Source organism: Alistipes sp. DJF_B185 (assembly GCF_964250025.1).
Classification (GTDB): Bacteria; Bacteroidota; Bacteroidia; order Bacteroidales; family Rikenellaceae; genus Alistipes; species Alistipes finegoldii.
In genome coordinates, this window is the sequence record NZ_CAXUDY010000001.1 from 192862 (window position 1) to 211687 (window position 18826).

Genomic DNA, 18826 nt, shown 5'->3' on the forward strand with positions numbered 1-18826 from the left:
GTTGTTATTTGTTTCCGAAGTCGGCAGGAATCTCACCCCACAGGCGGTTGTCCCAGTGCAGCACTTCGATGTCCTTGATTCTTGCCTCCATCACTTTGAGGAATATCTCCGCTTTCTGCAATGCCGGGCATCTGCGTGAAGAGGCTGTCTGTTTGTTACGATACCACGTGATGGCTGTAATGCTGTCCGAGTAGATTGTTCGCGGACTTTCCGGATGTTCCATGACATATCTGACCGCCTCGACAATGCCGAGAAACTCCCCGATATTGTTCGTCCAGTTACCGATAGCTTTGGAAAAGAGTTCTTTTCCTGAAGAGAGGTCGACAGCCCGGAAGCGTGTCAACCTCTCTTTTGCAGAATGGGCACCGTCGGTCGCAATACCCACGACCGGTTTTTCTTTCATTGAATTCCTCCCTGATGTCTGTCTCCCGTATAGATGAACCCGTCGGATTCCATACGTCGTACCAGAGCACGCGCCTGATTCAGATAGTCGGTGATGACACCTTCCTTGTACTTGATATCCTTGCGTCCCTTGAGGATTTCCAGCACACCGTCTATTGTGCGGCTCATTACGCTCTTGCCGTCTTTCGGGTCGAAGAAAATCTTTTTGTTGCCGAACGTCACAGTTACTTGATACAATGTCTTCGGGACGATCACTGTTTCCACATGCGCCTGAAATAACACGGGGGTAGCGGCAACGACTACATACCCGTTGGCTTTGTGCATGGGTTTCAACTCTACCGAGTATAGTATGTTTGGCTCGAGAGTTCCTTTCAGGTCTTCCGAAAGGACACAAATCTGCTTGCCGAATCTTGAGTCTTCACGGACTCCCATCAATTTACGTGTCTTGGAATGGCGCGAAACGAACCCTATCAGTTCGCCCGTCTCTTCCGATCTCGCAAACTTCAGTTGCGATTTTTCCGATGTCATATTACTGTTCTTTCATATTCAATCTATTGCTTTCAATTGACAATCTGTTTTCAATGGGTCACTTTTCCATACAAATATATGCCAATTTTTCACGCCAACAAAACGTTTTAGTTATTAATTTTCAGATGGTTATGTGTAATATATATAGAGAAAAGGCTGCATTCAGTACAGCCTTTCCTCCTCTGTAAAATGACTGAAACGCTCGTCAGTATCAGAAGTTTGCAGTAGATAACGGCATTTCCAATAACGGTAAATCCGCCTTCCGTTGGGTATACAGTGATTTATATCGTCAGCATTCAGATATTGGTTCCCTTGTTCCGTACCGTGGTGCATCCATGTAGCGCACCCGGGCAGGTCCGGGTTGTTCCGGACATAGAAGTCCATTTTCTCTTTACCGGCGACAAAGATATTGTGTATCCGTACGTCCTTATCGATAGGAAACCGGTAGGCGTACAACGCGAAGTCACAGATGTCGGTTTCCAGCAGGTTGCCGCCAAAGTGTTCGGGAGCTTTCCGTTTCAGGTTCTCGAACCCCTCCAAAATACCCGGCCTGTCGCATATCTCGGCAAACCTTTCATCCGTTACCGGCGCAGCCGTCGCATAAACCACCCGAAAACCATTATCCGTACTGTCCAGTACCATGACATGCGCGACTATCCCCGGTGATTTGTTGATACTTTCGTCAATGCTGTCCGAGTCCGTGGTCAGACAGCATTTCAGCGTTCCGATGATTAATACCGCTACCACCAACAGTGTCCAAGGACCTATTGCTGCCGCTATCAATATCAATTCATCGGCCCGTTTCCGTATTTGTTTCATTGATTTTGAGAATGTGGCGGCCGGATACCCCCCGGACCTCGGACACGCATACCTTGCATCCTGCATCCAGCAACCGGTTTCTACATTCTTCCAAGGCGGCGTCGGAAATCCTGATGGCAGGTATACCTGCCGCCGTCATCTTGAACCGGGGCACTTCCGTGATCCGGGTAATCGTTTCGGCATCATCAAAATACGCCTCGAATGAATCTCCGACATGGAAAAGGATGATGGTTTCCACGCCATGCCTTTCCTTCATGCCGCCGTAACAGCGGCGAATAATCTCTTCCTTTTTCATATCAAATAGATATATTAGGTTTGATGTCAGCCAAACATGAAAGTGCCTGTAATCCGTTCAACTGCCGGGCTTTCGTCCGAAATACATATACAGACTTTCTTCATCTGACAAATATACAATAAATTACGGAACGACCCATGTCTATTGCATGAAACTATCCTTTCATCTTCACCTCCCTTCTTTCAAATTGTTCGCGGATGATTTCAACGAGTTGTCCGATGCTGTCGATTTTGTGACTCTTACCGCAGGCTTTGCCATGGAACAATGGCGTGAAGTACAGGTTAAAATCCTCATCGATGGAAAAACCTCCCACGAGGACGATACCCGCCTTGATACGGTAATACTCGCCGTACATGGCGTAATCATCCGTAGTTTTGGTGAACCCGTACTCCGGCAACAAGTCCGGCAAAGTGTCCAGGATCGGCCGGATAACATCCTTGAGAAAATTCGGGGTCTCAACTTCCTTTTTCCGTTTCCGACCTTTTCTGCCGGTTCCGTTATCGTCTTGCAGGTAATGGGCATCGAAACGATCCTGATACCTTTCTGTCAGTTCCTTAATATCCATATCCTTTATACATTTAATTGTTTTCCTCAAGCCACTCTTCCAGTGTCATGGAGGCCTCGAAACCGTATTCGTCAATCTGTACATAGCCGTCCTTTTCCGTGATAAACTCTTTCCTGGTCAGGATGGTTCCGCCATGATTTACCATCACCGTCGGTTCGATGGTCGCCAGACGGTCCCCGTCATCCGACTCCCGGATATCGTATGCGTACAGTCCCTCCGGAACGGCATTCCGGTCAATCCGCATATCCGTAAACAATGCAGGCGTGTCATTGATGGTCATAGACTCAAAGGTCTCGTTGCCAATGTTTTCTTTTGTAATCATATTTATTGATTCAAATAGTTTATTATTCCTGCTTGGGAAGTTCAATGGCTCTTACCCAATTGTTCCGGTCATCAAAACATTCATCATTGATGTTGGCCGTAAATTCCAGCGGTGTCATCTTCTCAACCCGCGTTGCGGGGTTATTTTCGTAATCAACGATGATTTTCCCGGCCGGAACGTCACGTTCAAATTCGTCCAGCGGGAAAGAGAATATCCATATTTCCCGGTCTTTATCTTCCCCAAGAAACGCCTTGAGGTTGTCTGTATAAGCCTGGCATTTGTCCCACGAGGTTTCCACGAATGAAATGATTTCCTCTTCCGGTTTGCCGGTACGGTCTTTCAGGAATGCAACGGCATTCCCTTTCCAGATATCCTGCTCGACACAGAGTTCCAGATAACGTTCCCAGACTGTCACCAGCCAGTCCATGTTAATCTCATGCAGGTGGCGGCAGGTGAAACGCTCCCGGCTTTCCGCGTTGTAAAGCGTGCAGCTTCCGTCCGTGCGTATCTCCTCCAACCGGTACATGGTGTATACCGGTATCCCGTGGCCATACCCGTCTTCCCCTTCCTCCTCGACATATACCGTATGGGGCAACATATTTTCCGGCATTTTCGGTATCGCACACAGGTTGGCTATAACTTCCTGTTCCAACGCTTTTTGTTTCTCCTGTATTCTCATTGTCTATCCATCTTTTAGTATGATTTTACCTTCTTGAAATAATCTCTGTTTGTAACGACGGTGGTTGCGTATATTTTCGGTATGTTTCTTCCGGTCATATTTATACAAGCCTTTTGCCTTGTTCTCTCTCAGCAGTTCCTTGTTCCGCTCTTCGCTTTCTGGGTTCACAATGAAGGTTATCAGCCTGCGGCTGACACCGTATTCCCGGGCAAGCTGGCGCTGGCTGACAGCTTCTGTCATGTAACGGTGGAAAATTTCAGCCTTCTGAAAAGGAGTGAGCTTCTGCCTGCGGTCATATTGTGTCCCGCTGATGATTATTCCCGAGCTTTTGTATGGCATGGTGAAGTCTGTTTTTCGTTTGTGGTCCATGAATGGTAGATGCGTTGTTTGCCATCTAAGGAGAGTAGAAACCAGCGGCTATAAATCCGTTCCAGCGTTTCGGTGTCGTGCCCGTATATCGGTCCCAGTTCGTTTGCAAACATCGCCGCTACCTTCAGCCTCCTGGTATCGGACAGCTTCTCCCACCAGCGGCAAATGGTCTTGTACTGCTTCACGTCCGTTACAAGGTCCGGAACCGGAGCGGAGGAGATATATTCCGCCTCTTTGCCGCACGGTGCCTGCCAGAACCCCTGTTCGCAAAGAGCGCGTTGCTCGTCACAAACCCGTTCTGCAAAGGATTTGAGTGCCATTTGGAATATCTTTCTTTCCAGTTCCTTACGTTCCATGGACAGTTCATGCACACCCACGTTCAGCCCGTGCTTATTGCGTTCATCCGGGGAAAGCTTGTTGCTCAAGGCTTTCCTGACCAGTTCCAGCCGTTCTTTCAGAGGGCCGTATTCGTTGTTATCTAAATACCGGTTAAACAGTTCCTGTTCGTTTCCGGGCAGTATGAATATATTTTCCATCATGCATCATTTAAGTTATCGGATGTGAATAGGATATATCGCAGTGGATAGCGGGTGTCGGGGTGCGGAAATAGCCACGAGATCCCGTGCCGTCAAGGGGCGCAGAAAAACGGCATCGAACTCCTGAGTATCGTCTTCACGGATATCTCGGACTTCAATGATCCATGTGCCTTCATAGCGGCACCAGGCAATCACCTCCAAAATCATTTCCTTTCTGTAGTCAGCCGGTCCGTCCCCGAAACTTTCACGTATCCGCTTAATTGCATCGTCTGTCAGCCGGACAAATTCCCCTTTGCGGAACGGAGCTTCCGGCGTAACGGCAGGAGTCAGCATCTGCCAGTCTTCATGTCCGTCCAGGTCTTCCACAGCCATTGCGTAGGCTTTGTATTCAGCTTCGGTCTCGAAATGTCGGGTTATCACATATCCCCCGGATTCGGCCGTGCTCTCCACCGACGAGATATCCCCGGTTTTCCTGTATATGCTTACAGTATCCTTACCGAGTAGAACTTTTACTGTTATCATTATTGCAGATGGTGTGGTTTTATTATAAATGGAACTCCACGTCTTCCTCCTCGAACTCCGTGTCGTGGTCCTCGTTGTACCCCTCGACGGTCGAACCAGGGACATAGGTCTCTCCGCCAATCCCATAACGTCCGGCATCGAGCAGTTTCCGAAGGGTTTCGGTGTCCCCGTTTAGAATCCTTTCGATGTCCTCCCGGCTGCCCCGGACGCTAATTCCGAGACGTAGCCAGAGATTTTCCTCTCTCGAGGTGTCCGCCTCTTCCGACCGGTGGCGTATGATATGATAATCACTCCATCCGTCGGCATCGTTTACCCCGGCGATGTAGGCATTGTACTCCGCCTCAGTCTCGAACTCTTTCTCGTCCACGACGCCCCCGTTATCCGCCAGCCATTCTTCAGAAGGCAGTTCATTGTTCTCTTCATATTCCCGTACGGCGTCCTCGCCGAAAATCGTTGTTATCTTTATCATGTGTCTTTGGGTTTTGAATATTTGTTATTTAATGGTTATCAAACTCGTTTGCCCGAACCGGTTTGATTCGGTTCGCAGACAGCCACCCGGTTTCCGGCGCGTATCAGTTTGGGGAGATACACGTCCAGGTCACGAAAAGAAAACCGCAGTTCCTTGACGCCTTTCCCTTGCCCGTCGACGCGTTCGGCGGTGGCAATGCCCAAAATGCCGGAAGCGGCGATGGCATCATCCTCATACAATTCACAAGATTCCCCGTTTCGGAAAATGTACAGGGCATCCGGGTGCGCCGCTTTCATCTCGCGGTATTTTCCCATCATGTCGGAAACTCCCGGGACATTTCCGTTCCCCGTTACATTCCGGGTCTTCAGTAGGTTCCTCGTGGCGTCGATGTCGATGAAATTCGTCCAGCCGGCTTTATGAAGTTCGACAGCAGCTTCCCGCAGGGATACCTTCCCGTTCTCGACCTCCTCTTTCAGGGATTCGAGAATGTTCTTGATTTTATAATCATTCATCATATTTTTTATTCTTTGGTTACATTGTTACTTGTTCCGACGGTATTCCGGTCAAGGGGAAAGCACCCGTGGCCTCCGGTAACCCGTCGATACACTGCCCGTCGTCAGGATTTCCCCGACAGGTAATGCCCGATGGACTTGTAACGGTTAGGAATGTTCGCGTTCTCGTTGAAACCGTTCAGGCAGTGGAGCAAGGCATCTTCGAGCGTGACATAACGACGGTCGAAAGTTTGGATATTATCCAGACAATAAGCATTTACAGCGTATTTGAAAGGCGCGTACATCCTTTCGTTCTCCCGCTTTAAAATGACAAACCAGTCGAAATGGAGTTTCAAGCGGAAACCGTCGCTCTCGCCGACTTTCATCAGCCGCTCTTTGTCGAGAAGCCGCCGCACGAGTGTGGCGTCGAGCTGACGGGTATACTCCCTGTACGCCTTGATACGGGCCGTGTAAGCCGCGGCATATTGTTCGATGTCCGTTTCTTTCAGCCGATGTTCCGCCGGGTAAAAGTCCAGCACCTCTTTCGTCGTGACGGGAATTTTCAGGTCGTCCACCCCGATCTCGTAGGTCTTGTTTTCCAACACGTCGTGGAACTCGAACCCTTGAATTCCCATGAGGGTAAATTCTCGCGTCGGGTCAGGGAGCGCAAGTGATTTGAGCTCTTCGAGGTCGCGGCACACGGCCACGACCGGATACTTCTCGACCACGTCTGACGGGCCTCCGATGCGGATATACGCCTTTTCACACCCGTCGTAATCACCATGCCGGACAATGTCGCAGCAGGTGTAGTTGGGGGCGGCACGATGCCGCGCCGTATATTCCGTCCAAAGCTTGTCCAGCCCGGCTTTTACTTCGTCAGGGTCGGTCAGGGCAACGTTGCCGCACTGGCTGCACCGGCCGTCCGACAAGGCGTTGCGGGTAAATTCGAGGAACTGTCTGGTGTTCGGGTCGATGACGGCGGTACATTTCACTCCAGTGCCGCCGCAGATACTGCATACGATTGACATAAGTTTTTTGATTTGTGTATTTATTCGTACAATCTTTCTTTTTGACGCTTTTTCAAGGTCATCCGGAGATATTGCATCAGTTTCCCGCAGGGACACAGGGCATGTTCCCGTTGGCGGGCATAACTCAGGTCCCCGTTGGAGAGAACCATGCCTTCAGCATTGAGACAGAGGTCGCCGTAAACGTAGTTCTCCTCCGTAAGATAAATCCCATGAACAGGGTTCGGAAACCCCTCCGTGCTGCGGCCTTCCCGGAAAAGGAAGATACGCTCGGCCTGTCCCCGGACTCCGAAAAAGGGATACGGGGAAAGTGCCGCGAGCGTGGCGGCATGCTCTGCCGGATCATGGAAGCGGTCGTCGCTCATTTCGAGCATGTGGCCGGAGTCCTGTTCCTTTTCCTCCTGGTACTCGTACAGTGCGGCGCAGGCTTCTATGAATTCCTCCGAACGGGATGTGGCAGAGCCGTTGGTTACGATATAAAAGTCATTGACAGTAATACCGTAGGCGCGTACCCGTTCGAGGATATGGCGGATGGCCCGGACGTTAAGCGACGGCTCGCCGCCCGTGATGTTGAAATGGTGAATATGCCTGACATGCCGCAGCAGGTTGCTTATATGTTTCAAAGGGATATCCACGGATTCGGCATCTCCCCGCATGCAATGGGTACAGCGCATGTTGCAACGTCGGGTAATCTCGATGCAGAGATTCTTGATATATAGTTCTCTCATATTCGATGTAGTTCGGCTTAGGTTTCATCCGGGATTTCCTTTCCCGTGTAAGGATTATACAGCGGTGTGTTGCCAACTGCCTCGGCGTCAATAGCGAAACTGCCACGGCCTACGTCGTAGAAGAGTTCCAGCTTTAGTGGCGTTGAAGCGATGACTTTCTCAGCCTCGGCTTGTGACAGGCCTGAATACATCAGGCATTTGACACGACACCGGAACATTTCCGGATTGGTTTCCGGCGTGGTAACTACATCAACGACCTCGCACACTTCATCCGTGATGGCGAAGCGGTCGGGATTGGGTGTGCCGTTCCTTCTAGAGCCGTCCGATGCGGCATGTCCGGTGATTGAATGGTTCCGCACCTTTTCGGCGGGATAGGTCTTATCGCCTTTGGCGAAATACGACTTGCCGGAGGCGACACAGGCATGATAGATTACGTCGTGGACCTTTCGTCCGTTGTCAAGTATAATTGTATAGACCGTTCCCTCCTGCAAGACAGGAACGGCATTCGGTTTATGAGACATAAGATTTGTTTTTAGCTGTTTATGAATTTCGGTCTTGCACGCCGCATGATGTGTAGGTCATCGTAACCGATGGCTCTCAGTTCGGAAAGCGGGTTGCGGTACTCCTTTTCATGGGCTGGCCGTGTCATGGCGATCACGCCCGCATAGTCGGCTGCGCCATGCTGGCCGACATGCATGTAGGAGGTTATTTCACCCCGCCGTCCGCTCCACGGTATGTCCGGGAACAGGGCGATGACCTGTCCGTCGGGATAGCGTCTAAAGACCACCTTCGTCATTTTTCCCGCAGATTTCCGTGTCGATTTCATAGTCCCCGTAATTTTTGAATTCATAGTCCACTTCGCTGATAATTTCGTCAACCTCTTCGTCCGTTATTTCATCAGCCTTCGGGTTGTCGATATCGAGCCGTACGGTCAGGTAAATGGTTCTTGTTGCCATAATATCATACATTTTTTAGTGTAACAAAGCCGGCTTATGACGGACCGACGGTATATTTCTCTATCAGCCGCTTCCGGTACGCCTTGTCTTTTCCGGCGGCAAGGCTTGCCAGTTTGCGGATATTCCGGTTGGCTTTTTCCGCGACCTGCTCCACTGTCGGTCCGGGAGTCATGAAATCACGGCATCCGGCACCGCAATACCGCTGCTTCCCCTTGACCGTCCTGCCACAGGCCGGACACCGGCGCTTGCCGTCACGCTCCAGCACTTCCAGAATATTGGCATGAATGCCTTTCCACCATTCAATACGGTCTATGTCATAATCGTAGACGGTTATCGTGTTCCCGAAACTGCGGGCTTCGACCTCAACGGCAATGCCCTCATTTTCAAGGTAAACCTTCAATACCGGGTCTTCGTGAGGCTCACAGTGCCTGTCATACCAGATGATATAGGTGGGATCGTCCAGTTCGTCAGGCTCTCCCAGACAGAGTTCCGTAAGGCCGTTGTTCACGAGAATGTTGCGGATGGCGTCTTGTAAATCTTTGATACAGTCCATTGATATTTCGTTTTATGGTTGTTCCTCATTCGTCAGTTCATCTCCGAAGCGTGGCCGACGAACTGGAAGATATCGGCGTATTGTTCGCTGTAGATATAGAATCCGTCCCGTTTTTCCCCGGTCTCCGCATCTATTCCGTCAGCAAGGAGATATTCCCCGTCATCCGTCAGGTAGACATCGGTAAGCTTGATACGGGGCGTGTCGTGCTTCCCGTACAAGGTTGTCGTGACGGGGAAGTTGTTGTCATCGAGTTCCTCCTCTTCTGTAAGGCCGAGTGATACGCGGCCATATTGTGCCAGGAACTCCAGCATGAATTTCAGCATGGCTTGCTCGGCCTCGTGCAGCCGTCCGTCGATAAAGGCGTACTGGGTGGCGAACAGATGCAGCTTGTCGGCGCTCATTTTGTCCGGGGCTTTGCCCGGCTCCGCATTGTCTTTCTGTATTTTATCCATATCTGTCATATTGTTGGTTTCATGTTTCCAGCGGGGTGAAGGAGACGGTCAGTATCACTTTCTCGTCACCCAGGTTGAACACTTTCAGGCAGTCGTTACTGATAGTCCTTTTCAGGATGTCTCCCCGGTATCGGGAATTGCGTACCTTGAAGGTAAAATCATCAATGAACGAGCTGATGCAATGAAGCACGTGGTCGAATTCTTCCTTACCATACCGTTCCATTTCAGGGAAGATGCCTTTCAGATGCGCCCGCAGGCTCAATATGTAGTTCGGGGTCTTGCCCGTGATTTTTCCCGAGTATGTGATTTTGTATTTCCTGTCCATGATATGCCGTTCCATTTAATCGTTACTGTCATACCAGCCCTCGATCTCATCGAAATAGCCGTTCGAGTCCCATTCTTCCAGCAAGGTGGTCGGGTACGTCCATTCAAGGCTGTAAAACAGATCCTGGCACACCTCTTCATTACCCTTGCACAGGGCGAGCAGTGAGTTATGCGTGAAACAGCCGTCACTGCTCTCCGACACACGCCAGTCCTCACGGTCTTCTGCCGCGTATTCAGGTACATAGCACACTTCATCGGGGCGGTTGAGAAAGGCATCCTCGTTCTTGTAGATGTTTCCTTCCCCTCCGTATTCCAGTTCATAGAACACACCTTCCGGCGTTTCTATCCTGTTGCCAATCTCTATCATAGCGTTACCGTTTCGTGGGTATATATAATCACCATCCGGGAGGAGAGCACCTTGTCGCGTACCGTGGGGTTGGCGATTGCCCAATCGGAATGGAAATGCATGTCCGGAATGGATGCGGTGTCCACAATATCGCCCCCGTTTTCCAGATGGAGATAATCCGGCTGATACAGGTCGCAAAGGAATTTGCCGTCCGTATCGCTGATGGCGTATATCTTGCCGTCGAGTGCGGCCGTCATCTCCTCCTCGCTGCGGTAGACCAACAGGTATTTACAGCCGGTCTTCATCTCTTCCGCAATCCGCTTATGCAGTTCTTCAGGAGATAATTCACGCAGTCTTGACACGACCGCCCCGATACTTTCCACGGCATCGTAGCTGTCCAAGACATCATGGCAGGTCGTTTCAAACTCCTCTTTCGGACGACCCGCAAAATTGATGGTACGGACTTCCTGCCCGTGCCCGCCGAGCAGGTAAAAGGGCGTACCGTTCCATTGTTCCTTTCTGACAGAGAGCGGCCGGGAGCATTCCCGTGTCTGCCGGTTCACAACGGCATACAGTTCCAGACTTTCCCCGCATTCCATACGCAGGATATGCCGGGCGAACTCCGTAAATGTCATGATTTTGATTCCTTCCCCGTTCGCCGTGAAGAAATCCTGTCTTGTCTGTTTCATAAATCCGTTTTTTTAAGAGTAGGTAATCGTTTTGTATAAGGGGTGGAATACTCACCTCGTTTTGAAAAAAAAGACCGCCGCAGCCGTAGCCGCGACGGCCCGTCATCATTATGGCATGTGATGAACAGGTTCTATTTTCGTTATTCGGCCTCGTAGTACGGTACGCCGTGCCTTACCACTGCTTTTTCCATTTCTTCCCACCAGATTTCACTATGGCGGTCATTGTCAAAATCTATGGGCTTTCTTTTACCGAGCCGCAGCCGGTCCCGTGTCTCCATTTCCGTTTCGTACACAATCTGTTCCATTTCTTCGTCCGTAACATGGTAGGTATCGAACGGCTCCGGCAGAGATTCCAACTCCCTGCGTGACAGCTCGGATTGCCCGCAGGTGAAAACCTTGTCATAGAAAGCGTCATCTTTCGGCGGCAGTTCGGGTTCCTGTTCCGGCAGCACATCCAAATAATCCGACTCGTACAGGTAGTTTTCGTCGCGCCCCTTCGTCTGCCGGTTGTTCTTGAACTCTTCCAGATCACTTTCCGTCAGGCGGAATTCCTTCTTCTTACGCCGCAGGTACTCCATCATGTTTTCGAGGGAGGAGAACGGGGCTATGAGCTCCATGGAAGAACGGTTGTGCCAGGCATCGCTCCGGTACAGCAGGTAGACCTGCGGGCGGTTCCGAGCCGCCTCCTTACGGTATTCGCCGAACTCATACAGGGCGTTGTCGAAACTTCCGAATGCCAGCCGGACTTTGTCTTCGACGGATATGGACTCCCGGCATTCCTCGAAACGGCGTTGCACGTATCCGATGAAATCCACGTCTTCCAGAGTCTCCATGACCGTGCTGTCATCAGTCGAGAGCGCGATGTCAGCTCCTGCGAAATTGTCGGCTGACAGCACGTGTTTCTCTTCATTGTATTCGTCTTCCGCCCTGCAGACGGCCAGACCGGGCGTTTCTGCCTCGATCTCCACGACCTTACGGAGCGTCTCTTCGATAGCTATCCGGTATTTTTTCATTGTATGATGTTTATTTGTTTCAGTTCACGTTTGTAGTTTCTCAATGACGGCTTGTGCCCTTTCTCCCTTACGATCTGGCGCATCTGTGCAAAGGTGTATGCCTTCTCCATGTCCAGGCCGTAGTCCGTGGCGAATGCCGTCATTCCGATATAGCAGAAGCCGAACTTCCGGTGCAGCATGTCGGCCGTATAAGGAGTCATGTCTTCCGCCAAGGTTACGGGGACAGCCATTCCCCGGATCTTGAACTTCAAGCCCTCGATAAGGGTCCCGCAGTTGTCGCTGTGGTAGGTCAGGTCCCTGCGGCGGGCGCAGTAACCGATGGTCTCACCCATGAAGGTGTTGCGGAAGATTTCCGTACGGTTCAGGTCCTTCAACTTCTCGACACCGTAATAGCAGACCGCCTGTACGGCTTTCAACGCTTTGTCCACACGGGGTTTGACAAAGCGGGGGTCGTTTTCCGCCACGATCTTTTCCAGCCACGTGCGGTGGAAGGTTCCGACAGGCACGTCGAACACCTTCTCCGGCGTGCAGTATTTTGAATCCGACCGCGTCATCATCAGATGTGCCGAGGACGGCTCGTATTGTTCTTTCAGGTAAAAGGCCAGACAGGTATTGCCGACTTTGCAGTAAGTATAGTCGTCACGGCTGTTTTTCAGCGACAGCATCGTGGTTTCCCCGCCGTAGAACTTCTCGGGCAGTCCGGTCTGTCGGCAGAACTCCGTGAGGAAATGTCCGGGGATGGCATGTGCATAACTGCGCTCCTGGTAGCACTCCTTCGCCATTTGCGGAGTGATGAACCGTTTGGCAAAGTCACAGATATGGTAATGACCGTAATCATACGCCGCCTGCGTGTTCGCGGAGCTCTGGAACTTTTTGGGCATCTGGCGGAACCAGCGGAAACTCGTCCCGTGCTCCATGCAGTAGTCGACAAATTCCCGCGTCCATACATTTTCAGGAAATTCGGGACAGTTGCCGTTTCTTCGGATGAATGCCTTGCACACTTCCACCGTGAGCAGGGATTGTTCAGTTTCCTCGTCGATATAGCAGTTCGTCTCCCGTTTGCTGTTATCGATGGCAATGACCAGTCTTTCCGGTGTCTTGAACCGCTTCGGCAACTCCCCGAACATGTAAGGGTGTTTCTCCATCAGCCGGTCCGCCAGCATGTCGTCCAGATATACCGACAACGGCTTGAAAAACTGGGGGTCTGTGATGAAGTTTTTTCCTTCGGTCGAACAGACAGCCGCATGGAGAATCTCATAGGAATAGAACCGGGCGGGAACAAGCGAGAGGTCATGTTCCGCCATCTTGCGGTAGTATGCCGCAGTCTTGAAACGGGACGGCACGACGGCATCGGTAACCGTGCTCAATATTTTCATCCCGTCGAGCATCCCGTAATAGAACTCTTGAGTCTTTACCTCAACGGGGACATATCCGAGGATAAGCCCCGTTTTCATGACGGCGTCTGTCCTGCTGTCCGTGTAATACGGGTCGTAAATATAGCTGCGCAAGGCCAGGTATGCCAGTTGCGCATCCCAAAGGCGTTCAGGTATGAAGGCGAGAATGTCGAAATCCCCGCGTCCGTTTCGGATGACCGCTTCTGCCATTTCTCGGGTAACCATTGCTTCGGGAACGGCCGTGATATTCTTCGGTTTTTTGCGCATGGCGTAGTCACAGACTGCTCCCGAACGGTACGCCTCCGGAATATTGCGCAGCTCGAAGCTGTGCCAGCTCTCCGTGCTGCCCGCGATGATTCGTTCTATACGTCCGGGTGTGAGGAAACGTCCCGGAATATGGCTCAGCACCTCTATTTCCTTGCTTTCGACGGCTGCTTCCACGATCTCTTCCGTGAACAGGTGTTCCGGCAGCCATTCTATGGCCGATACGATGTTATTGTGCCGCATACAGTTTCTTTTTAAGGTTGGACGAACGGACGATTCTCACAAGGCGGCACCCCCGGTAGACATAGAGTATCCTGGATTCCCGTTCGGCGAGTTCCTCAAGTCCCTGCCAGTGCTGCGGTGTATTTATCTTTTCGAGTCGGACATGGTTGTTCACATATACCGTGATCGGTTTCATGCTGTCATGGGAGGGCGTATCTTCGACGAAGAGCGGCTGTTCACAGTATTCTCCCTTGTCCATGACATGCCATCTGCCGTTATCGAACAGGAGGCACGTGTCCTCCATGCGGCCGAAAATGTCTGCGTTGTCCGCGATGCGTGATGCGGATTGCCGCGGTGTTTCCCGTCCGTCACGGATCTTTGAAAAACAGTGGACGGTATCGCCGGTTCCTGTCCATTTTCCATAGGGTGACGGTCCCAGTTTTTGTATGTCGCCCAGCGACAGCAGGGCATCTACCCGTCTGTCATTGGGATAGAACACCCGGAGTTTCCTCACAAGGTCTTTTGAAAGCGTCTCATGGAGCGCCTTGATGTGCCGGACACTGCCGTCCGGCAACAGTTTTCCGATTTGTATGCTCATAATAGTGCTATCTCTTGTTGTTGAAGTATAGCCGGGTCGTCCTTCTTTCGATTGACAGTCCGGCTTGAAAATTATGATTTACAGAAGTCTTCGGACTGGTATCCGGCCATGTCCGGTACGGAACCGCGTGTCATTCCGTCCTGTCGTCTTCCCGTCTTTTCATTTTCAGTTCCCTGCCGGTTGCCGTGCGGCAGAGCGGCAGTTTCCCGGAAGCGGTTTGCTTGCATCCCTCGACGAGCCGTCCTTCAGACACCATTTTCCCGTACATTTCCCTGATATAACGGTATGCCGGGGAGGTGTTCGAATAAACGGACTTCCCACGGAGTGTCTTGACACGCAGCTTTTCGACGAGTATTTCCAGCACCTGCTCCCGGCTCTTGTACAGGTTCCGGCGCTTGGTGCGGAAGGCGTCGAGAAAGACACCCCCGATAGTCATGTCATGAGTCTTGTGGTAATACGCGAGTTCTTCCTCCTCCGTCAGGTCGAGAATCTCGCCGTAAGTGTCAGTACGTAGGTACCGGAAGGTCGTTCCTTGTGCCAGAATCTTCTCGATAAGCTCCATGTGCTCTTTAAGAACAGGGCCCGATAACGATTGGGGATGACAGTACAGGCATGTCTTTCCGAGATACACCTCGGGACAACCGTCTTTGTATTTGTTTTCCTTGATGCTGAACCCTGTTTCCGTGAAAAGGCGCTTTACCTCGTCGAAGAAGCGTCCGGCTTTCTCTTCCGGCATGCGACCGCCGTCATAGCCGGACTCGACGCGGAAGTATGTGTCGATATATATCGGTGTGTCCATTTACAGTTCTGATTTTGATATGTTATATAAAGCATAGCCCGGAACCTCCCGCTCGGGTTCCGGGCATCGTTGAAAATATTCTCATAGACGTATGGAATCGAACACTTTGTCGATGTCCTCCTGCGCCAGCCCGATGTAGCGCCGGGTGGTTTCCAGGTTGGAATGGCGGAATATCTGGTTGAGCAGGATCAGGCCCTCGGCCGAGCGTCCCATCAGCTCGTAGACATAGCGCCCGAAAGTCTTGCGGAAGGTATGTGTGGAGAATGCCCTGATCGGCAGCCTGTACCTTACCTTGAATACCTTGAGCAGCCTGTTGATGTATTCCAGCGAGTAAGGTTTCCCGGTACGCGGGCTGAGAAAGATGTACTGTTCGGGGGCGGGTTGTCCGAGCATCTCGTACAGGAAACGGTTCTTCTCCTGCACGTCCCTGTTGAACTTGATCAGGCGGTTTTTCTTTGTTTTCTGCTCGATGCGGGTCATGGTGCTTTTTCCTAAGATGTCTTTCCAGCGCAGGGTCCTCACGTCGGAGGCCCTGCATGCCGTGCAGAACGACAGCCAGCAGTAGGTCTCCCACAGGTACTCGCCGTCCTTCTCAAGCCCGCGGACCAGCCTGTTATATTCCGCTATGGGCAGGTAGTCGGCTGTCGTCAGTTGTCCCTTGATTCTTGTCACGTGGCAGCCTTTTAAGATTCCGGCAACCCTTCCGAGAGCATCAGCTCGGCCAGCGCCCCGTTCTGGGGAATCATGGCCGGAATGTCCGTACGTCCGGGCTTGTAGATTTCGGTTGCCACGTTATAGATATCCCACGCCGTGAGCGTCTTCTTCTCTTCGGTGAGTTTGAGCAGGTCCTCGGTGAAGATGGAAATCTGGGACTGGTTCAGGGGATAGGTCTCCACCTTGGACGAAAGACGCTTGTCGGAACTGTCATGCGATACGCGCAATGCTGTCAGCAATCCGATGTAGGCGTACATCTCCACCGGGGTAATTACTTTCGCTTTCAGGCGGCGGATGCGTTCCCTGTCCTCGTTCATCTGTACCTCGAAGTTCGAGAGCCACTCGTCTACACGACCGAAAAGCTCTTCGGTGGTGACTTTGTCTTTCCCGTAGTTCGACACACTGCGTTCGGGGGAGAGGATGCACTGGTTGTGGCACACCCTGACGCACGGGCCGATGGCCGCCTGGATGCCGTCCTGATGGAAGGCGATGACAAGCGTCGTGGTCAGCTCGTCCGTTTCCCATTCCTTAATGCGGATGGTCGTATAAACGCGGCGCAGGATATGCGCCTCGACGGCCATCGCCCCGTACTTTTGTTCCACCTGGGGCAGGACGACCACGCCGGGCTGTGCCTTGTTCTTGTTCTGGGCGGCGAAGATTTCCTCCACCTCGTAATTCAGGTTGTGTTTCTGGCAGATGTCCGCCATGCGCTCTATCACCTCGTAATGGTAGATTCCCTTGAGCGGGTTGCCATAGATGTCATTTTCCTTGTGTGTGCGCCGGAGCGTGTCGAGCGTCATCACCTCGACGTTGTTGTTCTGGAAATCGAACTGCACGGGGGCGGCCGTTGTTGCTAATGCTGTTGCCATAATGATTGATATTAAAAAAGTTATACAATAAGAAAGGCGGTGAACCGTTGTCCATCGCCTTTCCGGAATTCATTTTGCGGTTTCAGGCAGGTAACGCCTGCATATCAGGTCCGTGATACTCGGGTAATACACGTTGCCATAAGTTCCGTATGGTCCGAAACGGGCAAGGAAGCGGAAGTAAAAATCTACCGGACGCCGGTAGCTCGTCTGTATTTTGGTTTTCAGCAGGCGGTAGGCGTACTCGTCAGAATTTTCCACCTTGACCTTGCGTCCGTTGAAATAATAGTTTCCCTCCTTATCTGAAGAAAACGATACCTCTTCCTTTGCCGGACGCTCGCCGGCAACGACCCTGAAGAAGTCCTCCAGGGAGCGGCAATCCTGGTATTCTACCGGAATCGTGTCGCCCTCTCGCAGTTTCACGTCCAGTTTGTCAAGCAGTGTCTTGATGGCGGGCGTGTAGATATTTTCGGATTGGAAGCATCTTGTATCCCGCCAGTATTTCTCGAAAAGAGAGCCGGTTTCAAGGAGTAGGAACAGGGTTTCACGCGCTGTCTGCGGTTTATCGGCCAGATATGGAATATACTCGGTCACCAGTATGGAAAGTGAAAGATACTCCTCCGGTTGCAGTTCGCTCTTCTGGTGCAGGTTACAGTGCCTCTCGAGCAGGGAGTCGATGTCGGCTTCCCGCAAGCTTTCGTCCGTCCATACCAGGCAACCTTCTTTCTTGCAGGCGGGACATTTATCCGCTCCATACGGCAGGAGCATCACCTTGCCGCAATCGGAACAGGTGACCAGGTCGCCTCGTTCCGTATAAACATCTACCGTTTCCATTCTCAATCCTCCGCGTAAGGCCATTCAAGGCAGCAGTCATTGCATACGGCCACGCCCTCGTCACTCAGAATGTCAATATCTGTGCCCCCACATTCGGGGCATACCGGTACCTTTTTCTTGTCCATTCGTCGCTCTGCCGCTTCTTCCGTCAGAAGCAGCGGCACCCAGTATGCCGATGTGCCGAAATCCCGTATCCCGTTTTCATCCTGTATGGGTTCACAACCTTTCGTTCCCATGTATTTCTGGGAGTCCGGCCAACACACGGCACGGTAACACTTGTCCCGTTCGGGAGATTTGCCGGTATGGCGTATATAGTCTTCCTCGGGCACGTAAAGCGCCCCGTTCTCCCCGCTTCCCCATGCCGGATAACCGGTTCCTTCTTCCTCGAAAGGAGCACTTTCCTCGGGAAATTCCACGAGTGCATATAACTTGTCATCCCATGCCAGGGAACACTCGCCGCAGTGGAACCGACTTTCGTGAATATCATAACGGATATTTTCCGAATTGCATTTCGGACAGATAATGTCTTTTGTTTTTACTTTCGGGAAACTCAGGATTTCTCCGGCAATGATTTCCATGCTGGGCCAGAACAACTGTTCGCAGTAATCGTCGGCCATCTTTTCCGCCAGATTCTGCATGTCGTCATCGCTGATCTTTTCCACATCGAAACCTTGTCCTTCCAGGTCATCGCGGTGGACGGACGTGATAGGGAAATACCCGGCGTTCAGCTCCCGGATAAATTGTCTTTCCTCTTCTGTCGGTTCGGGTAAGTTGTTGAAATATTCCCTGAGCCGTTGATAAAGTTCTCTTACCATAATTATATTCCTGTTTTTAATCTAATATCCACCAGTCGAGGACCAGTAGTTCCGGTCCATGATTTTTTCAAGTTCGAGGTCGGAACGTTCTTTCCAGAGGTCGAAGTCATCAAGCAGCTCCGTTCCGTCCTCCAGAGAAAGCACAGTATCCTCATTGTCAAACAGATAGTCTTGTATGTCATATCCGGACGGATAACGGTTTTCCCGGATGATTTCTTCTGCAATTTCCTTGTCCAT

General features: G+C 51.4%; 31 protein-coding genes. All 31 read right to left on the reverse strand.

The genetic code is table 11. The features are described from left to right. Window positions 1-4 precede the first annotated feature (4 nt). On the reverse strand, window positions 5-403 hold the full coding sequence (locus ACESTR_RS00895; RefSeq protein WP_004293685.1) for a hypothetical protein: 399 nt from the start codon (window positions 401-403) through the stop codon (window positions 5-7). Then, window positions 400-930 (reverse strand): hypothetical protein, encoded by a 531-nt coding sequence (locus tag ACESTR_RS00900; protein ID WP_004293684.1) that lies wholly within the window; start codon window positions 928-930, stop codon window positions 400-402. The genes ACESTR_RS00895 and ACESTR_RS00900 overlap by 4 nt, the downstream gene beginning before the upstream one ends. A 162-nt stretch (window positions 931-1092) precedes the next feature. Beyond that, entirely contained in the window at window positions 1093-1749 is a 657-nt protein-coding gene (locus ACESTR_RS00905; RefSeq protein ID WP_004303923.1) for a hypothetical protein, read from the reverse strand. After that, complete coding sequence (locus tag ACESTR_RS00910) at window positions 1721-2044, reverse strand: hypothetical protein (RefSeq protein WP_004293682.1); 324 nt, start codon at window positions 2042-2044, stop codon at window positions 1721-1723. The genes ACESTR_RS00905 and ACESTR_RS00910 overlap by 29 nt, the downstream gene beginning before the upstream one ends. A gap of 154 nt (window positions 2045-2198) precedes the next feature. Further along, window positions 2199-2609, reverse strand: coding sequence for a hypothetical protein (locus tag ACESTR_RS00915; protein WP_004293681.1), 411 nt, complete (start codon window positions 2607-2609; stop codon window positions 2199-2201). A 13-nt stretch (window positions 2610-2622) separates the two neighbouring features. Next, window positions 2623-2931, reverse strand: a complete 309-nt coding sequence (locus tag ACESTR_RS00920) for an LPD28 domain-containing protein (RefSeq protein WP_004293680.1) — start codon at window positions 2929-2931, stop codon at window positions 2623-2625. Between the two features lie 22 nt (window positions 2932-2953). Then, entirely contained in the window at window positions 2954-3610 is a 657-nt protein-coding gene (locus tag ACESTR_RS00925) for a hypothetical protein (protein ID WP_004293679.1), read from the reverse strand. A gap of 3 nt (window positions 3611-3613) precedes the next feature. Continuing rightward, window positions 3614-3949, reverse strand: a complete 336-nt coding sequence (locus ACESTR_RS00930; protein WP_004293678.1) for a hypothetical protein — start codon at window positions 3947-3949, stop codon at window positions 3614-3616. Beyond that, a complete protein-coding gene (locus ACESTR_RS00935) occupies window positions 3925-4515 on the reverse strand; it encodes a hypothetical protein (RefSeq protein ID WP_229053208.1) in 591 nt (196 codons plus the stop codon). Before ACESTR_RS00935 ends, ACESTR_RS00930 begins: the two co-directional genes overlap by 25 nt. A gap of 15 nt (window positions 4516-4530) precedes the next feature. Beyond that, entirely contained in the window at window positions 4531-5037 is a 507-nt protein-coding gene (locus ACESTR_RS00940) for a hypothetical protein (RefSeq protein WP_004293676.1), read from the reverse strand. A 22-nt stretch (window positions 5038-5059) separates the two neighbouring features. Continuing rightward, a complete protein-coding gene (locus tag ACESTR_RS00945; RefSeq protein ID WP_004293675.1) occupies window positions 5060-5506 on the reverse strand; it encodes a hypothetical protein in 447 nt (148 codons plus the stop codon). 38 nt (window positions 5507-5544) lie between these two features. Further along, complete coding sequence (locus ACESTR_RS00950; RefSeq protein ID WP_008143055.1) at window positions 5545-6021, reverse strand: hypothetical protein; 477 nt, start codon at window positions 6019-6021, stop codon at window positions 5545-5547. Window positions 6022-6122: 101 nt separating this feature from the next. Continuing rightward, complete coding sequence (locus tag ACESTR_RS00955; RefSeq protein ID WP_004293673.1) at window positions 6123-7025, reverse strand: hypothetical protein; 903 nt, start codon at window positions 7023-7025, stop codon at window positions 6123-6125. Between the two features lie 20 nt (window positions 7026-7045). Beyond that, a complete protein-coding gene (locus ACESTR_RS00960) occupies window positions 7046-7750 on the reverse strand; it encodes a radical SAM protein (RefSeq protein ID WP_008672671.1) in 705 nt (234 codons plus the stop codon). Window positions 7751-7767: 17 nt separating this feature from the next. Next, the gene (locus ACESTR_RS00965; protein WP_004293671.1) at window positions 7768-8271 is read right to left on the reverse strand and encodes a hypothetical protein; all 504 of its coding nucleotides are present in this window, start codon (window positions 8269-8271) and stop codon (window positions 7768-7770) included. Between the two features lie 11 nt (window positions 8272-8282). After that, window positions 8283-8546, reverse strand: coding sequence for a hypothetical protein (locus ACESTR_RS00970; protein ID WP_004293670.1), 264 nt, complete (start codon window positions 8544-8546; stop codon window positions 8283-8285). Then, window positions 8527-8706 (reverse strand): hypothetical protein, encoded by a 180-nt coding sequence (locus ACESTR_RS00975; protein ID WP_004293669.1) that lies wholly within the window; start codon window positions 8704-8706, stop codon window positions 8527-8529. Before ACESTR_RS00975 ends, ACESTR_RS00970 begins: the two co-directional genes overlap by 20 nt. 34 nt (window positions 8707-8740) lie before the next feature. Continuing rightward, on the reverse strand, window positions 8741-9259 hold the full coding sequence (locus tag ACESTR_RS00980) for a hypothetical protein (RefSeq protein WP_004293668.1): 519 nt from the start codon (window positions 9257-9259) through the stop codon (window positions 8741-8743). Between the two features lie 32 nt (window positions 9260-9291). Beyond that, window positions 9292-9711, reverse strand: a complete 420-nt coding sequence (locus ACESTR_RS00985; RefSeq protein ID WP_004303935.1) for a hypothetical protein — start codon at window positions 9709-9711, stop codon at window positions 9292-9294. Window positions 9712-9730: 19 nt separating this feature from the next. After that, window positions 9731-10051: a hypothetical protein gene (locus ACESTR_RS00990; protein ID WP_004293666.1), complete on the reverse strand. Its 321-nt coding sequence runs from the start codon at window positions 10049-10051 to the stop codon at window positions 9731-9733. Next, a complete protein-coding gene (locus ACESTR_RS00995) occupies window positions 10052-10402 on the reverse strand; it encodes a hypothetical protein (protein WP_004293665.1) in 351 nt (116 codons plus the stop codon). It lies immediately after the preceding gene. Then, window positions 10399-11070 (reverse strand): hypothetical protein, encoded by a 672-nt coding sequence (locus ACESTR_RS01000; RefSeq protein ID WP_004293664.1) that lies wholly within the window; start codon window positions 11068-11070, stop codon window positions 10399-10401. The genes ACESTR_RS00995 and ACESTR_RS01000 overlap by 4 nt, the downstream gene beginning before the upstream one ends. 140 nt (window positions 11071-11210) lie before the next feature. Beyond that, a complete protein-coding gene (locus ACESTR_RS01005; RefSeq protein ID WP_004293663.1) occupies window positions 11211-12083 on the reverse strand; it encodes a DpnD/PcfM family protein in 873 nt (290 codons plus the stop codon). Further along, window positions 12080-13984 (reverse strand): hypothetical protein, encoded by a 1905-nt coding sequence (locus ACESTR_RS01010; RefSeq protein WP_004293662.1) that lies wholly within the window; start codon window positions 13982-13984, stop codon window positions 12080-12082. The genes ACESTR_RS01005 and ACESTR_RS01010 overlap by 4 nt, the downstream gene beginning before the upstream one ends. Next, on the reverse strand, window positions 13971-14561 hold the full coding sequence (locus ACESTR_RS01015; protein ID WP_004293661.1) for a hypothetical protein: 591 nt from the start codon (window positions 14559-14561) through the stop codon (window positions 13971-13973). The genes ACESTR_RS01010 and ACESTR_RS01015 overlap by 14 nt, the downstream gene beginning before the upstream one ends. Before the next feature lie 130 nt (window positions 14562-14691). Then, window positions 14692-15360: a hypothetical protein gene (locus ACESTR_RS01020; RefSeq protein ID WP_004293660.1), complete on the reverse strand. Its 669-nt coding sequence runs from the start codon at window positions 15358-15360 to the stop codon at window positions 14692-14694. An 81-nt stretch (window positions 15361-15441) separates the two neighbouring features. After that, complete coding sequence (locus ACESTR_RS01025; protein ID WP_004293659.1) at window positions 15442-16032, reverse strand: tyrosine-type recombinase/integrase; 591 nt, start codon at window positions 16030-16032, stop codon at window positions 15442-15444. An 11-nt stretch (window positions 16033-16043) separates the two neighbouring features. After that, complete coding sequence (locus ACESTR_RS01030; RefSeq protein ID WP_004293658.1) at window positions 16044-16943, reverse strand: DUF932 domain-containing protein; 900 nt, start codon at window positions 16941-16943, stop codon at window positions 16044-16046. Window positions 16944-17012: 69 nt separating this feature from the next. Beyond that, window positions 17013-17798, reverse strand: a complete 786-nt coding sequence (locus tag ACESTR_RS01035) for a hypothetical protein (protein ID WP_004293657.1) — start codon at window positions 17796-17798, stop codon at window positions 17013-17015. Beyond that, window positions 17777-18589, reverse strand: coding sequence for a hypothetical protein (locus tag ACESTR_RS01040; RefSeq protein ID WP_004293656.1), 813 nt, complete (start codon window positions 18587-18589; stop codon window positions 17777-17779). The genes ACESTR_RS01035 and ACESTR_RS01040 overlap by 22 nt, the downstream gene beginning before the upstream one ends. Before the next feature lie 21 nt (window positions 18590-18610). Continuing rightward, complete coding sequence (locus ACESTR_RS01045) at window positions 18611-18826, reverse strand: hypothetical protein (RefSeq protein ID WP_004303944.1); 216 nt, start codon at window positions 18824-18826, stop codon at window positions 18611-18613.

What these genes read in the sequence shown, in the direction of transcription:
- ACESTR_RS00895 (WP_004293685.1), bottom strand. Translation starts at nt 403, where the DNA reads ATGAAAGAAAAACCGGTCGTGGGTATTGCGACCGACGGTGCCCATTCT.
- ACESTR_RS00900 (WP_004293684.1), bottom strand. Translation starts at nt 930, where the DNA reads ATGACATCGGAAAAATCGCAACTGAAGTTTGCGAGATCGGAAGAGACG.
- ACESTR_RS00905 (WP_004303923.1), bottom strand. Translation starts at nt 1,749, where the DNA reads ATGAAACAAATACGGAAACGGGCCGATGAATTGATATTGATAGCGGCA.
- ACESTR_RS00910 (WP_004293682.1), bottom strand. Translation starts at nt 2,044, where the DNA reads ATGAAAAAGGAAGAGATTATTCGCCGCTGTTACGGCGGCATGAAGGAA.
- ACESTR_RS00915 (WP_004293681.1), bottom strand. Translation starts at nt 2,609, where the DNA reads ATGGATATTAAGGAACTGACAGAAAGGTATCAGGATCGTTTCGATGCC.
- ACESTR_RS00920 (WP_004293680.1), bottom strand. Translation starts at nt 2,931, where the DNA reads ATGATTACAAAAGAAAACATTGGCAACGAGACCTTTGAGTCTATGACC.
- ACESTR_RS00925 (WP_004293679.1), bottom strand. Translation starts at nt 3,610, where the DNA reads ATGAGAATACAGGAGAAACAAAAAGCGTTGGAACAGGAAGTTATAGCC.
- ACESTR_RS00930 (WP_004293678.1), bottom strand. Translation starts at nt 3,949, where the DNA reads ATGCCATACAAAAGCTCGGGAATAATCATCAGCGGGACACAATATGAC.
- ACESTR_RS00935 (WP_229053208.1), bottom strand. Translation starts at nt 4,515, where the DNA reads ATGGAAAATATATTCATACTGCCCGGAAACGAACAGGAACTGTTTAAC.
- ACESTR_RS00940 (WP_004293676.1), bottom strand. Translation starts at nt 5,037, where the DNA reads ATGATAACAGTAAAAGTTCTACTCGGTAAGGATACTGTAAGCATATAC.
- ACESTR_RS00945 (WP_004293675.1), bottom strand. Translation starts at nt 5,506, where the DNA reads ATGATAAAGATAACAACGATTTTCGGCGAGGACGCCGTACGGGAATAT.
- ACESTR_RS00950 (WP_008143055.1), bottom strand. Translation starts at nt 6,021, where the DNA reads ATGATGAATGATTATAAAATCAAGAACATTCTCGAATCCCTGAAAGAG.
- ACESTR_RS00955 (WP_004293673.1), bottom strand. Translation starts at nt 7,025, where the DNA reads ATGTCAATCGTATGCAGTATCTGCGGCGGCACTGGAGTGAAATGTACC.
- ACESTR_RS00960 (WP_008672671.1), bottom strand. Translation starts at nt 7,750, where the DNA reads ATGAGAGAACTATATATCAAGAATCTCTGCATCGAGATTACCCGACGT.
- ACESTR_RS00965 (WP_004293671.1), bottom strand. Translation starts at nt 8,271, where the DNA reads ATGTCTCATAAACCGAATGCCGTTCCTGTCTTGCAGGAGGGAACGGTC.
- ACESTR_RS00970 (WP_004293670.1), bottom strand. Translation starts at nt 8,546, where the DNA reads ATGACGAAGGTGGTCTTTAGACGCTATCCCGACGGACAGGTCATCGCC.
- ACESTR_RS00975 (WP_004293669.1), bottom strand. Translation starts at nt 8,706, where the DNA reads ATGGCAACAAGAACCATTTACCTGACCGTACGGCTCGATATCGACAAC.
- ACESTR_RS00980 (WP_004293668.1), bottom strand. Translation starts at nt 9,259, where the DNA reads ATGGACTGTATCAAAGATTTACAAGACGCCATCCGCAACATTCTCGTG.
- ACESTR_RS00985 (WP_004303935.1), bottom strand. Translation starts at nt 9,711, where the DNA reads ATGGATAAAATACAGAAAGACAATGCGGAGCCGGGCAAAGCCCCGGAC.
- ACESTR_RS00990 (WP_004293666.1), bottom strand. Translation starts at nt 10,051, where the DNA reads ATGGAACGGCATATCATGGACAGGAAATACAAAATCACATACTCGGGA.
- ACESTR_RS00995 (WP_004293665.1), bottom strand. Translation starts at nt 10,402, where the DNA reads ATGATAGAGATTGGCAACAGGATAGAAACGCCGGAAGGTGTGTTCTAT.
- ACESTR_RS01000 (WP_004293664.1), bottom strand. Translation starts at nt 11,070, where the DNA reads ATGAAACAGACAAGACAGGATTTCTTCACGGCGAACGGGGAAGGAATC.
- ACESTR_RS01005 (WP_004293663.1), bottom strand. Translation starts at nt 12,083, where the DNA reads ATGAAAAAATACCGGATAGCTATCGAAGAGACGCTCCGTAAGGTCGTG.
- ACESTR_RS01010 (WP_004293662.1), bottom strand. Translation starts at nt 13,984, where the DNA reads ATGCGGCACAATAACATCGTATCGGCCATAGAATGGCTGCCGGAACAC.
- ACESTR_RS01015 (WP_004293661.1), bottom strand. Translation starts at nt 14,561, where the DNA reads ATGAGCATACAAATCGGAAAACTGTTGCCGGACGGCAGTGTCCGGCAC.
- ACESTR_RS01020 (WP_004293660.1), bottom strand. Translation starts at nt 15,360, where the DNA reads ATGGACACACCGATATATATCGACACATACTTCCGCGTCGAGTCCGGC.
- ACESTR_RS01030 (WP_004293658.1), bottom strand. Translation starts at nt 16,943, where the DNA reads ATGGCAACAGCATTAGCAACAACGGCCGCCCCCGTGCAGTTCGATTTC.
- ACESTR_RS01035 (WP_004293657.1), bottom strand. Translation starts at nt 17,798, where the DNA reads ATGGCCTTACGCGGAGGATTGAGAATGGAAACGGTAGATGTTTATACG.
- ACESTR_RS01040 (WP_004293656.1), bottom strand. Translation starts at nt 18,589, where the DNA reads ATGGTAAGAGAACTTTATCAACGGCTCAGGGAATATTTCAACAACTTA.
- ACESTR_RS01045 (WP_004303944.1), bottom strand. Translation starts at nt 18,826, where the DNA reads ATGGACAAGGAAATTGCAGAAGAAATCATCCGGGAAAACCGTTATCCG.